This window comes from Vibrio tapetis subsp. tapetis, from assembly GCF_900233005.1.
Lineage (GTDB): Bacteria > Pseudomonadota > Gammaproteobacteria > Enterobacterales > Vibrionaceae > Vibrio > Vibrio tapetis.
Genome location: NZ_LT960611.1, coordinates 3622475 through 3635889, shown reverse-complemented (window position 1 = coordinate 3635889; position 13415 = coordinate 3622475). Strand labels below are relative to the sequence as shown.

Annotated in this window: 11 protein-coding genes; 6 read left to right on the top strand and 5 right to left on the bottom strand. The window is 43.9% G+C overall.

From position 1 onward, the window contains the following. Positions 1–14: 14 nt before the first annotated feature. From VTAP4600_RS16370 to VTAP4600_RS16350, 5 genes are read right to left on the bottom strand one after another with little or no spacing between them, the layout of a single operon-like run. Complete coding sequence (locus tag VTAP4600_RS16370) at positions 15–803, bottom strand: IucA/IucC family C-terminal-domain containing protein (protein ID WP_102523749.1); 789 nt, start codon at positions 801–803, stop codon at positions 15–17. Positions 804–807: 4 nt separating this feature from the next. Then, positions 808–1620 (bottom strand): ABC transporter ATP-binding protein, encoded by an 813-nt coding sequence (locus VTAP4600_RS16365; protein WP_231897822.1) that lies wholly within the window; start codon positions 1618–1620, stop codon positions 808–810. A 2-nt stretch (positions 1621–1622) separates the two neighbouring features. After that, positions 1623–2654, bottom strand: a complete 1032-nt coding sequence (locus VTAP4600_RS16360) for a FecCD family ABC transporter permease (protein WP_197708648.1) — start codon at positions 2652–2654, stop codon at positions 1623–1625. Further along, complete coding sequence (locus tag VTAP4600_RS16355; protein WP_172443136.1) at positions 2647–3660, bottom strand: FecCD family ABC transporter permease; 1014 nt, start codon at positions 3658–3660, stop codon at positions 2647–2649. The genes VTAP4600_RS16360 and VTAP4600_RS16355 overlap by 8 nt, the downstream gene beginning before the upstream one ends. Before the next feature lie 3 nt (positions 3661–3663). Beyond that, positions 3664–4626 (bottom strand): ABC transporter substrate-binding protein, encoded by a 963-nt coding sequence (locus VTAP4600_RS16350; protein WP_197708647.1) that lies wholly within the window; start codon positions 4624–4626, stop codon positions 3664–3666. Positions 4627–4961: 335 nt separating this feature from the next. On the opposite strand from VTAP4600_RS16350, the gene VTAP4600_RS16345 reads away from it, so the two are divergent. The 6 genes from VTAP4600_RS16345 to VTAP4600_RS16320 are packed head-to-tail and all read left to right on the top strand — an operon-like array spanning position 4962 to position 13404. Next, the gene (locus tag VTAP4600_RS16345) at positions 4962–6365 is read left to right on the top strand and encodes a diaminobutyrate--2-oxoglutarate transaminase family protein (RefSeq protein WP_102523747.1); all 1404 of its coding nucleotides are present in this window, start codon (positions 4962–4964) and stop codon (positions 6363–6365) included. After that, the gene (locus VTAP4600_RS16340; protein ID WP_102523746.1) at positions 6365–8134 is read left to right on the top strand and encodes an IucA/IucC family protein; all 1770 of its coding nucleotides are present in this window, start codon (positions 6365–6367) and stop codon (positions 8132–8134) included. Before VTAP4600_RS16345 ends, VTAP4600_RS16340 begins: the two co-directional genes overlap by 1 nt. Before the next feature lie 28 nt (positions 8135–8162). Beyond that, positions 8163–9347 carry a type III PLP-dependent enzyme gene (locus VTAP4600_RS16335; protein ID WP_197708646.1) on the top strand — a complete coding sequence of 395 codons (1185 nt, stop codon included), beginning with the start codon at positions 8163–8165 and terminating at the stop codon, positions 9345–9347. Continuing rightward, positions 9344–10777 (top strand): DHA2 family efflux MFS transporter permease subunit, encoded by a 1434-nt coding sequence (locus tag VTAP4600_RS16330; protein WP_102523744.1) that lies wholly within the window; start codon positions 9344–9346, stop codon positions 10775–10777. The genes VTAP4600_RS16335 and VTAP4600_RS16330 overlap by 4 nt, the downstream gene beginning before the upstream one ends. A gap of 16 nt (positions 10778–10793) precedes the next feature. Next, positions 10794–12647, top strand: coding sequence for an IucA/IucC family protein (locus tag VTAP4600_RS16325; RefSeq protein ID WP_102523743.1), 1854 nt, complete (start codon positions 10794–10796; stop codon positions 12645–12647). Next, entirely contained in the window at positions 12640–13404 is a 765-nt protein-coding gene (locus tag VTAP4600_RS16320) for an HpcH/HpaI aldolase family protein (RefSeq protein ID WP_102523742.1), read from the top strand. Before VTAP4600_RS16325 ends, VTAP4600_RS16320 begins: the two co-directional genes overlap by 8 nt. Positions 13405–13415 lie beyond the last annotated feature (11 nt).

Below are 13415 nucleotides of genomic sequence, written 5' to 3'. Positions count from 1 at the left end.
GAAAAAACACAGCGTTAGCTGTGTTTTTTCTTTAGAAGCAATGGACAGTTCGAGCAATAAACCTCAGGTGACGTTGCCTTATAATAATAACAACAAGTCCTTCGCATTCTGACGGGGTCTGCGGGCTCAGCCAATGGCTTTCTTTTTCCATAAAAACGAGTTACCGGGTTTTCTTCAACAGAAAAAATACCGTGCGTCTGCGCATTGACGATAAACCGCAAGTCATCCTCTACCACCGCTTTAAGCTCATTCGCAACGTTAGGTAATATTCGCCGTTCATAGACACTAAAGATACGAACCGCTACATTTTCCCAGAGAACTCTTTTTGAAACCCCAGTCACTTCGTTAAACACATTGACTAGTGGCGTTAAATGTTCAGAAAAAGCCTGACGCAGCACCCCCTCTCGCCACGGGGCTCGCTCATCTAGTGCTAGGCTCACTTGGGTATCAAATATGGGCATTCCATTTTGCCAAATTCGTTCATTCAACGGGTATTCAAACACACTATTATCGATGGTTAGGTTCAGTCCTTTATTGTAAACCGACATCGCATAGAGTGTTGGAGCAAGGACCAAAAAGGCCATCCGCTTGATAACAAGTGAGGCCGTCACTTTAAGATCGGGCGCTCCAAGTTCTGGCATAATGGCATTTAGAATGGATAAGCACTCTTTTTTATCTAACAGAAGCCGTGATGATATATGAAGAGGATGAACGGATTCTGAGCGATATTTTTTCAATCCTAATTGAGTAAGCGTTTCCCACTCAATATCGGATAGCGTTCCATTATTTGAGGCGCTACTCATTGGTTCACGATACCTTTCTACCTTTGCCTTTTGGGACACACATTGGTGTACCAAAAAGAGGATCACGAGCAAGATAGCACTCCATACCAAAAACCGCTTCTATCATCTCAACATCCATGATGTCTTCTGGAGCGCCTTGCTTAAAGATTTCCCCCTCTTTTAGGGCAATCATTTGATGAGCGTAACGGCAAGCAAGATTGAGGTCGTGCAATACCATAAGAATGGTCGTTTTATTATTCAGATTTAATTCAAAGAGTAGATCCAAAATTTCAATTTGATGAGTTAAATCTAGATACGTAGTGGGTTCATCAAGTAGAAGGATATCGGTATCTTGTGCCAATGCCATGGCAATCCAAGCTCGCTGCCTTTGGCCTCCAGATAAGGTGTCAACTGACCGTTGCGCCAACTCTGACATGTTCGTCGAAGAGAGCGCTCGGGCTACCAATTCTTCATCTTTCTCGGTCCAATTTTGCAACCAATGTTGATGTGGATAGCGCCCCTGCCTGACTAACTGTTCGACCGTTAAACCTTCGGGTGCTTTTGGCCCTTGGGGCAAAATGGCCAAACGACGCGCAACATGTTTACCCGACTGTCGATTAATGTCCTTGCCGTGCAAAGTGACCTCGCCAGTCTTTGGTTTTAATAGTCTGGCTAGGGATTTTAGTAGCGTAGATTTACCGCACCCATTGCCCCCAACTAAAACCGTTATCTGATGCGGTTTAATGTTTAGATCAAGTGATTTAATAATAATATCACTGTGATAACCAAGGACGAGATTCTGTGTTGCCAAAGGGCTAAACATTGCGTGTTTTTCCATATTTATAATCGTTGACGAAATAACAAGTAAACAAAAAAAGGCGCACCGATAGCGGAAACAAACACACCAGCAGGGACATCCAGCGGCTGAAACAACATACGTCCACAAAGATCGGCGAGCACAACCAAGCAAGAGCCAACAAATGCACTGACCGGCATTAACAATACAAAGCTTCTAACCACTAAACGTCTTGCTATATGGGGAGCAATCAGTCCAACAAATCCGATTGTGCCAACGTACGCAATAGCCGGAGCTGCAAGGGTGACACTAAGTAGAATGAGTACCAAACGAGTTTTTTGGACAGAGACACCGAGCCCGGTCGCCAAATTATCTCCAAGTTCTAACGCGTTAACGTGACGAACAAAAAAAAGAGCAACGACTAAACTCACACTCAACCAAGGTAAGAGTGATTTCACATCACACCAACTTGCTCCATAGACACTGCCTGTTAACCAGATGTAAGCCGAGATGCTCGTTGTTGTCGGGCTGATGGCGATAATAAACGTAGACACGGCTCCCATAACGGCCGAAATACCGATACCGACTAGTATCATCCTCATCGGGTTAACGCCGTTTCGCCAGGCGAGTAAATAAACAAGGCCCGTTGCTAAAAGCGCCCCTGCAATAGCAAAGACTGGTAGCCAATCAATACTGTAATGAGGATGAAAAAAAGCCAAAAATGCAATAGCAAATGCCGACGCTCCGCTTGTCATCCCCACAACATCTGGCGATGCCAATGGATTCCGAATAACCGATTGAAGAATCAGCCCAGACGTTCCGAGTGCAGCCCCCACTATCACAGCCATCAAGGTGCGTGGTAACCGAAAGGTATCTAGAATAATATGATTGTCTAAATGGGTATTTAAGAATAATTCTGATAGGACACTCGAAGGACTTAGCCATTGAGAGCCCAATGAAAGTGATGCAAGGATCGTTACGCAAGTAATCGCCAGGATGACCAGAACAGCGAAGATGGACTTGGGCATAACGGAAAAAGACAACCATGACGTCCGCATGACGATATGCTTATTCACTCTTTCCTCCTTGCCGAGCCAAGTAAACAAAAAAAGGCGCGCCTAGCAACGCCGTCATCACGCCGATAGGCACTTCCTCAGGAGCCAACAAGGAACGCCCTATAACATCAGAAAATAGCAACAGAATTCCGCCCCAAAGAGCACTGATCGATATCAACCATTTATGATCATTCCCAACGAATGCTCGAACCATATGCGGGACAACTAGACCAATAAACCCAATATTGCCAGCCATAGCGACAGACGTACCCGCCAAACCAATGATCAAAACACTTATCGCAATTTTTAGAAGAGCGGTATTTTGTCCTAGCCCTGTCGCAACATCATCGCCAGATAAAAGAACATTGATATGTGGCGCGAGCAACAGAGCACAAATAAGTCCAACCACTAAATAGGGCAATACCGGTATGACTACATCTAGTTCTCGACCCGAGACCGACCCTGCGATCCAAAAGAGAATGCTATCAATGCCCTCCTGCCCTACTACCAAAATACCTTGAGTAAAGGAAATGAATAGCGCTGATATCGCCGCCCCCGCTAACACAATTCTTACCGGTGACGCCCCATCTCGGCCCATCGTTCCTAAACCATAAACCAGTGATCCCGCCACTCCCGCTCCAATCATCGCCCCCCAAAACAGGGCATTGGGGGAATCTAAAATAAACACTTGAGAAAGTAATACGATGAAAAATATGGCTCCAGCATTTACCCCGAATATCGCAGGTGAAGCCAGAGGGTTACGTGTGAGTGATTGCATTAACGTACCTGCCACCGCTAAGGCACCGCCCACGGAAAGAGCGACAAGGCTTCTAGACAACCGAGTCGTTGTAATAATCACATATTCAATCGACGTAGGTTCAGGTTGAAAAACTGCAGAAATAACATTCCCGAATGAGATAGGGTATTGGCCAAATGTCATACTGGAAATGAAAGCCAACACGAGCACGAAAATGGAGAGTACCACCATTCCCCAACGTGCTTGGTTATTTTCCTTAGCGAGTAACATCCGTTACTCTTGTTCGCGTTCTGGCACTTGATAAATCTCAACGAGCTGGTCAAGGATTTGGTTGGCACCTAAAATCCCACCAGATAAAATCCATGTCACTTTATCAACAGTATGAACCTGTTTATTCTTTGGAGCCGTTAAGATATTCCACAGTGGGTGAGATAGCCAAGACTGATAGTTTTGTTCAACCAAAGGCTGCTCGGAATGAAGAAATACAAAAAAGACGTCAGCATTCACACTGGGTAGTGCTTCTTTTGTTTTGATTTTCATCCCCCACCCAAAACGACGATTATCTTCAATAGGAAATTGGAAACCTATCTCATTCAACACCGCACCTGGGAAACTTTTGTGTAGATATAGACGTAAGTGATCGGCTCGAACATTCAAAATGGATGCGGTAAGAGGCCATTTAGGTAGTGTTTGGCGAAGATGCTTCTGTACATATTGAATTCGTTGTTGCCAGTGATTCCAGATTTCATCGGCCTGTTGTTGTCTCCCTGTGGCTTCCGCCGTTAATTCAAGAGAGTACTTAAAATCGTAAACATTGGTTGCTAGAACCGTTGGCGCAATCTTTTGCAATTGTTCAAATATTTTTTCGTGTCGGGCTTTCGTTCCTATGATGACATCCGGCTTCAGCGTAGCAATTTCTTCTAAATTAGGCTGAGTCTCTAATCCCACATACGTTACCTCCCCAAGAGCCTCTCTTAAGTACGTATACATCGGTTTTTCTGCCCAAGACTCAACTACTCCTACGGGGTTTACACCTAAGGCGACAGCACTGTCTGTTGCTCCTTGAAACAAGGTGACGACCCTTTTAGCTTTCAATGGAACAGCCGATTGCCCCATAGAGTGCTCGATTAAACGAGTGTGCTCAGAGGACGCATTTGATGTGGTGCTTACTAGCCAAGATAAACAAAACAGTAGACAGAAAAATACTTTTTTTCTTTTAAGAACAGAAAGTAACAAAGCCAACCTCCAAAAAACAAACTAATGCAAATGATACCTATTATCATAATCATAACAAGAGTTTTGTATACTTAAACTTCTCATTCGTTCTCAAAATTCGTAATAAAGACTTGCAACGAAGAAACCTTTCCAGTGCGAGTTCCTCCTTACCTCCCAGATCCCACACCAATTCTCGCTGTCCATTAAGCACTCCTATAGGCATTGTCCATGCTGATTACTTGCACAAGAAACACGCACAATAATTTTATATTGAAATGAACTTGATCAATGAGTAGCATAATGAAATGAGAGTGATTATCATTAACAATGTAATTAACCACACCAAGGATGAATCTATGACTCTGACTACTCAAGAAATATTGGGCCAGAAAATCCCCGCGAAAAATCAATATTTTCTCAATCGGCAATCACAGTTTGAATCAAACGTTCGAAGCTATCCTCGCCGAATACCATTGGCCATAGCGCACGCCAAAGGCGCTTGGGTAACGGACGTTGAAGGTAAAACCTACATAGATTGTTTATCTGGTGCAGGCACTCTCGCTCTTGGGCATAATCATGACAATATCCTTGCGGCAATTCGGTCTTTTCTCGAGTCTGGGCTGCCAATGCATTTGCTCGATTTAACCTCACCGGTTAAAGACGCTTTTAGTGAATCCCTTTTATCCCTCTTGCCTCACTCTGGACGCGACTACTGTTTGCAGTTCTGTAGTCCATCAGGTGCCGATGCCATTGAAGCCGCATTAAAACTAGCGAAGCGTTACACAGGTCGTCGTCATATTCTGAGTTTTTCAGGTGGATACCATGGCATGACTCACGGTGCACTCGCCGTCACAAGTAATCGCTCTCCAAAAGAAAACATTCAGGGCCTGATGCCCAATGTTCAGTTTTTACCCTATCCAAATTTATACCGCAGTACTGCCAAGCAAATAGATGAAAATAGTATTAATTCACTAATAGACGACATCCAACAATCCTTCGAGGAACTTGAACAAAGCGCCTCCTTACCAGCAGCCGTTGTTCTAGAGATTATTCAAGGAGAGGGAGGCGTCAACCCGGCTCCATTGCAATGGTTAAAAAAAATCAGAGCGCTTACCCAAGAGTACGGCATTTTAATGATCGTTGATGAGGTGCAAACTGGTTTTGCCCGAACAGGTTCAATGTTCGCCTTCGAGGAGTCCGGAATAGAGCCTGATATTATCGTAATGTCGAAAGCGGTTGGTGGCGGGCTTCCCCTCGCATTACTAGGAATAAAAAAACAATTCGATGTTTGGAAACCCGGAGATCACACGGGAACGTTCCGTGGCAACCAGCTTGCGATGGCAGCCGGCCTTGAAACAATCAGAATGTTAAAGTCACCAGAGATTACTCAGAATATTGCCGCTCGATCCGAACAACTCATTGAGGCTTTAACTCAACTAAGCGCACAATTTCCAGCCGTTGCACAAGTCCGAGGTAAAGGTCTAATGTTAGGCCTAGAAATCGTAGATGAACAAGCAAAGCCAGACACCTCAGGTGCCTACCCAGAAGATTCTGAACTAGCTGAATCAATACAAACGCACTGTATCAATCAGGGGTTGATTGTAGAGCGAGGAGGCCAAAACGGTAACGTCATTCGATTCCTACCGCCACTAACGATTAATGAACATGAATGCAGTGAAGTCGTTACCAGATTTACAAAATCACTCTCCTCCGCCATAAAACAGATACGAAACAACCCTCTTCCTGAGGAGGTAAAATAATGAAAAGTGCCATCAATATACTCCCCAAAATCGTCAGTGACCTTGCGATGACACACGCACTCTTAAACTGCCTAACAAAAGAATATGCATTGCCTAATCAAGACATACAGTATCAATGGCCTGAAAAAAGAAACGAACTTGATACGGACAGTCACTTGTCTGAATTAAGCCTAAGAGCAACCCCAATGCTAATCACTTTGCCAAAACATACTCAAATCTTTGTACTGGTTGATCGAAAAAGCTCGGTAGGAAGCCAACGTTACCTATCCAATGTCTATTTAAAAAATAAACAGAAAGGCTGGACACATTACCCATTTAAAGAATTGGCTAGTATTATTCTTGAAGCATATTCATCTCACGGTACGGTGGATAATCAAGAACTCCATGAACAAATCGATTCAAGCCGAAACCTGGTTGAAAAAATTCTCACGTTTCATGGTCAAAATCCACCGCCCCCCCCTTTTTCATCCTACATTGCGAGTGAGCAAAGCCTATGGTTTGGACACCCGTCACACCCAGCTCCCAAAGCTAGGGTATGGCCAAATAGCATTCCACAAGAAGACGTCACTCCGGAGTTTCAGGCAAGTACTCCGCTTTATCAGTTTGAAGTACCCGAAAACGGTCTTTGCATACAGACAAATGGCCTATCCAAAGTAGACGCGATCAATGCGCTCGCTTCACAGGTTTCTGCCACAGAAAGACATGCAATCATTGCAATGCACCCCGCGCAAGCCGAACAAATAAAAAAAGACTCGAGAATGCAACACTTGCTCAACAACGGCGAGGTTCGCGATTTGGGTTTATCTGGGTACTCAGCCGCACCAACAGCGTCCATTCGAACTTGGTACCTTGAAGAGATGCCTTATTTCATTAAAGGTTCTTTGAATATACGGATCACCAACTGTGTGAGAAAGAATTCATGGTATGAATTGGAAAGCACTCTAGTTATAGACAAACTGTTTAGTCGCATAATGAAACATACCCCTTCAGCATTTCGAGGCGCAATGATTGCAGCAGAACCAGCCGTGCTAAGTTGGATGCCGGAGAATGCAAGTGAAGAAGATAAGGTCTGGTTCAAAGAACAAACAAGCGTCATTCTTCGTGAGAATTTCTGCTCGACAAACCCTGAAACTCAATTTGCAATCGCAGCAACTGCATTTGCACGGGATCACCAATTAAAACCGATGATCGGGTCATTAATTGGTCACGACGCGACCAAAAAAAAACGTTTAGATTGGTTCAAAAAATATCAACAACTCCTTTTGCAGCCAGTACTCAGCCTATTTTTTGACTATGGTATCGTCACCGAGCCACACCTACAGAATACGGTTTTTGCCCATAATGATGGTACGCCGATCTCTCTATTATTAAGAGATTTTGAAGGCGTAAAGCTTACCGATGAATTAGGTATTCATCACGTTAATACACCATTAAATCAGAAGGTTAAAGACGCTCTTGTTTACTCAAGGCACAAAGGGTGGCAAAGAATTTCCTACTGCCTTTTCATCAACAACATTAGTGAGGCGATTCTATCCCTAACTTGGGATGCACCTGAACTTGAAAGGATTATGTGGGACATGGTGAAAAATGAGCTTATCAGTCTCAAGTCAAGCTTGTCTAAGCCAGCTCCAGAAATTGATGAGCTGATTGCAACAGGGGAAGTCGCTTGTAAATGCAATTTTAAAGTAAGACTCGCAGCCCAAGCTGACAAGCAAGTTCAATATGTCCCCCTTACAGCACCTTGGTCTAAGGAGGTGGTTTATGCCTAATGTACCTCATAAAATAAAACACGCAATTTTGGACGTAAAAGAAACAAGTTCAGACCCAATCGCACTATTTATTTATGATTTAGCTGATTTGCAAGATCATATTCGCCAATTGATGAGTCACCTACCTGAAAACGTCGAGCTTTACTATGCCATTAAAGCCAACAGCGACAAACAAATTCTGGATACTCTCGCACCATGGGTAAACGGTTTTGAAATATCGTCTGGAGGAGAGATCCATCAAATATCTCAGTGTAACCAGGCCGTACCCTTCGTTTTTTCAGGGCCTGGAAAATTAGATTCTGAACTTGAAGATGCCATTACAAATAACGTTCAGGCAATACACATTGAAAGTTTAAGTGAAATAAAACGATTACAAACGATCTCTGCTCGTTTAAATAAAACACAAGAAGTGTTTATAAGAATCAACCCGACTCTTCCAGGTACCTTACAAAGCAGACTCACCATGGCAGGGAAAGCAACACCTTTTGGTATTGATGAAGTGGATCTTAAAAGGGCGATTGACGCGGTTGAGGATTCCAAAAACCTTTCGCTGAAAGGCTTTCACATCCATGCCATGTCCCATCAACAATCGCTGGATAAACACAAAACACTGATCGACTTCTATTTATCCCGTTGGCCAGAATGGAAGGCGATGTCGACACAACCAAAAAATATCACACACCTTAATGTCGGTGGAGGGATGGGTGTTAATTATTTAAATGAAGAGCAATTTAATTGGTTCGATTTCTGCCAATATTTAGACAACGCTTTAGCGATCATGACAGATATTCCAATATTGCGTTTTGAGCCAGGTCGATTCATCACGGCGTTCTGCGGTTACTATGTAATAGAAGTACTGGATAAAAAGTCCAGTCATGGGCAAGCATTTCTCGTTTGTCGAGGTGGAACTCACCAGTTCCGCTTACCCGCAGCACAAGGCCACAATCACCCAATCATGCACCTCGCATGTGAACCATCAAACATCTACGAAGTCCCCCTCGAATCTTCATGGACGGTTGTCGGGCAATTGTGCACTCCAAAAGACATTTTGAGCCGCAACGTGCAATTGAACAATGTCAACATTGGTGACGTCTTGGTTTTACCACTTGCAGGCGCTTATGGGTACAACATTTCGCATATAAACTTTTTATGTCATCCCCAACCTCAAATTCGCTATTTGCCGGTTGAACGTAGTCATAAGGAAACTGCATGAACAATCCCATCTGGGTTGTCATTTGTGTCATGTTAGGCACAACGACCGTCAGTCTAAACAACAGTATGGTTAACCCCGCCATACCAATATTTATTGACCACTTTAATTTGAGCACTGTACTTGCTACATGGATCGTCGTTGTTTTCATGACCACCATGGGAATGACCATGCCCCTAACTAGCTACTTTGCGACCAAATGGAATAGAAAATGGATTTACATCATTGGGTGTTCGCTATTTCTCGTCGGTTCAGTTATTGGTGCTTACGCTCAATCCATTGAACAACTGCTTATCTCGCGAGGGATTCAAGGTGTTGCCAGTGGGCTGATGATTCCGCTTTCACTTGCCATTATCTACTCAGTGTACCCCAAAGACAAAAGAGGCAGCATTACAGGGTTGTGGGGGGCGGCCGTCATGTTAGCCCCCGCTTTTGGTCCGTTAGTCGGTAGCCTTATCTTGACTGTGTATGACTGGCATGGACTGTTTATTTTCAACCTTCCTATTTCACTCATCACGATCATTGTGGCTTTGAAAATACTGCCGTCTTCAAACAACAAGGAGGCGCCTCCTTTTGATGGGATTGGGTACCTTCTGATTGCTCTTGGTCTAGGCGCTATATTGGTGACAACAGGACGAATCACGACGGTAAATGCGCTTTCTGAACCCACCGTTATTGCGCCTTTTTTGCTCGGCTTGATGTGCTTAGGGGGATTTGTCTTCAAATCACTGAATACCGAAGTCCCGCTATTAAACGTAAGGCTTTTCAAAACCAAGGGATACCGTAGCAGCGTTCTCGTCGCGACCACTCAGGCAATTGGAATGTTTGAAACCCTATTTCTTCTTCCGTTATTGATACAAGTTGTTTTGGGTTATAGCCCAATATTCACCGGCGTGGTTTTATTGATCACCGCACTCAGTGCAAGCACATTTGGTCAACTTGGTGGGAAACGATTGGATAAAAACGGGCCCAATAAACTGGTCTCAATTGGCTTACTGATGACAGGGCTGGGAACCATTGGCTTTGGCTTTGTCACCAAAGATGTCCCATTTTGGATTTTCGGCGTCCTCGCTTTCATCCGAGGAGCCGGCGTCGGGTTGTCTTATATCCCTATAACCACAGCAGGCATCAACACGCTTTCTGAGGAAATGATCACGCAAGGTGCTGTCATGAATAACCTATCTCGACGACTCTGCTCGTCCATCGCTTTGCTCGCTGGCGCTTTATGGATAGAGCTCGGGACAAAGCCTAATCATATACCAGAAAGTACAGGATATGCTTCGGCAATCAGCGACGTGTTTATTATCGTCGGTGTCTTATGCATCGCTGTAATTCCACTCGCATGGCGCTTTCCAGCCAACACGATACAGAAAACAATTCAACCTCACTTAAATACCAATTCACTTGTCGCTACGACTCGTAATCATAAATAGATTAGGATTTTTACTTATGCCCATAGAACAAACAAGAGTTGGCAACCCAGAGACGCATTGTTTTTTTTCTGCACAAGAAAACACACAACGGCTCATCGTTGAATATCGACTCTTAGGCCAATTATTGCAAACTTTGCTGTATGAAGAGATCGTGAACTATAAAGTTTGTCATTTAAATTCTGGCACTACTTTTCAGGCCATGGGCGTTGATGATAACGGAGATACCGTCATCTATGAGTGCTCTGGCTTGTTGAGCGAGAGCTTTCAATTGATTCGTTTATACCATACGACTTTGGTTCGTGTATCCAGCTCAGGAGAAAAGTCGCCAGCTCATCTTCACCAAATGTTGGAAGAGTTATTAGATAAAGAAAAACAGAGCCCGAATTTTGCTAGCTTTGTAGCAGAACTAGAGCAAACTTTCATTAAAGATGTACAGTCACGAGTGCAAAAATACCACCCCTCAATCCCTGCTACTCAATTATCACCAGAAGACTTAGAACGTCATTTCATGGATGCCCATAGTTACCACCCTTGCTACAAGTCACGCATGGGATTTTCTCTCAGTGATAACCAATTATACGGTCCTGAGTTTGGTCACGCTTTCAACGTTGTTTGGCTGGCTATCAGCAAAACACGTTCTGACTGTAAAGTGTCTCATAAACTTAATGCTGACCGTTTTTTCCTTGATACGGTCGACCACTCAATAAAAAAATTGTTTGAAGAAAGGTTGAATGCACATAAAAAAAACACCACCGATTATCGATTAATTCCCGTGCACCCTTGGCAATGGGAGCAAGCGATCATTTCGAATTTTGCTCATGAACTGTCCAGTGGCGAACTTATTTACCTAGGTGAGTCAAACGAGAAATATCAAGCTCAGCAATCCATTCGAACACTCCAAAATAGCCATGATCCGGCGAAAGAATATCTGAAACTCTCGATGAACCTCACGAACACATCAAGTACTCGAATACTCGCCAATCACACTGTATTAAACGGTCCAATAATCACCGATTGGCTACAAACACTCATTGAAACCAATGATACCGCCAGAAATCTCAGATTCGTTATTTTGAAAGAAATTGCAGGGATCAGCTTCAATCAAGATCAAATCAATGATACACGAAAACCCCAAACCTATGGTTCGCTTGGCGCTATCTGGCGAGAAAGCATTCACTCATATTTGGATGAAGGAGAGTCTGCTGTTCCATTCAATGGATTGAGTCATCTCGACAACCAATATAATGATTCCGATTCAGCACCGTTTATTGCGCCTTGGATAGAAAAACACGGGCTCAGTACCTGGGTTAGTCAACTGTTGAATGTCACCGTGCAACCTATCGTACATATGTTGTACGCTGAAGGTATTGGCATGGAATCTCACGGTCAAAATATTGTTCTGATCATGCGTGATGGTGTCCCGACAAGAATCGCATTAAAAGATTTTCATGATGGAGTTCGCTATTCTACCGAACACTTATCTCGTCCTGAACTCGCCCCAACACTTGTCGATATGCCGGAAAGCCACAAAAAGCTAAACCGCAACTCTTTCATTATTACCGATGATGTGGACGCGGTTAGAGACTTTTCTTGTGACTGTTTCTTCTTTATTTGCCTCTCCGATCTAGCCATTTTCCTTAAGCAATACTTTGAACTATCAGAGTCGCTATTCTGGGAGCAAGTCGCAGACGTGATATATACCTACCAACAAAACCACCCAGAGCTGGTTGAGCGCTTTGAGTTATTTGATCTCTTTGCTTCCACATATGAAGTGGAAGAACTCACGAAACGACGATTACTCGGTGATGGTGAGCGTCGCTTTAAGCAGGTTCTAAACCCACTACACAAGTTCAGGAAGTCAAATGCTTAGAGAAAATCAACTAAAGCAGAAGCTCAAGAATAATGAAACGGTGTACGGGATCATTTGTTCGATTCCGGCACCTGCAATGATTGAGTTGATTGCTGAAGCGGGCTATGACTTCGTCATCATCGACATGGAACATGTACTTATCAATCCAGAAACGGTTGAAAATATGATCCGCATCGCCGAAAGCTATTCGATCACCCCATTGGTACGAGTCGCCGATTTTAACGTAAAAACAATCCTTCGGCTCTTGGATGGCGGCGCACAAGGTATCGTATTGCCTGATGTGAAAAACGCGACCGAAGTACTCAATGCTATACAAGCCTGCAAGTATCACCCAGTAGGACATCGAAGCTTAAATGCGGGACGACCGGGATCGTTTGGCCATCACTCTCTGAAGCAGTACATACAGAAAATTAACGATGAAATCATGCTTATCGCTATGATTGAAAGTGCTACGGGCGTATCAAATATCGAAGAAATCGTATCAACCGAAGGGTTAGATATGATTCTAGAAGGCGCCGCCGATCTTTCTCAATCTCTGGGGGTACCTTGGGAAACCTCGCACCCCAAAGTTAACGACGCACTGCAGTATTGTCGGAAGGCAGGAAAAAAGGGCGAGATTTGGTATGGCGTTATCCCCCGAACACCTCAAGACCACAACACATGGAAGGACGAAGGAATGAACGTATTCGTACTCGGTGACGAACGTGGTACAGCGTTTAGGGCACTACGACAAAAAATAGACATTCTAAAAAAATAAAGGAGAAACGT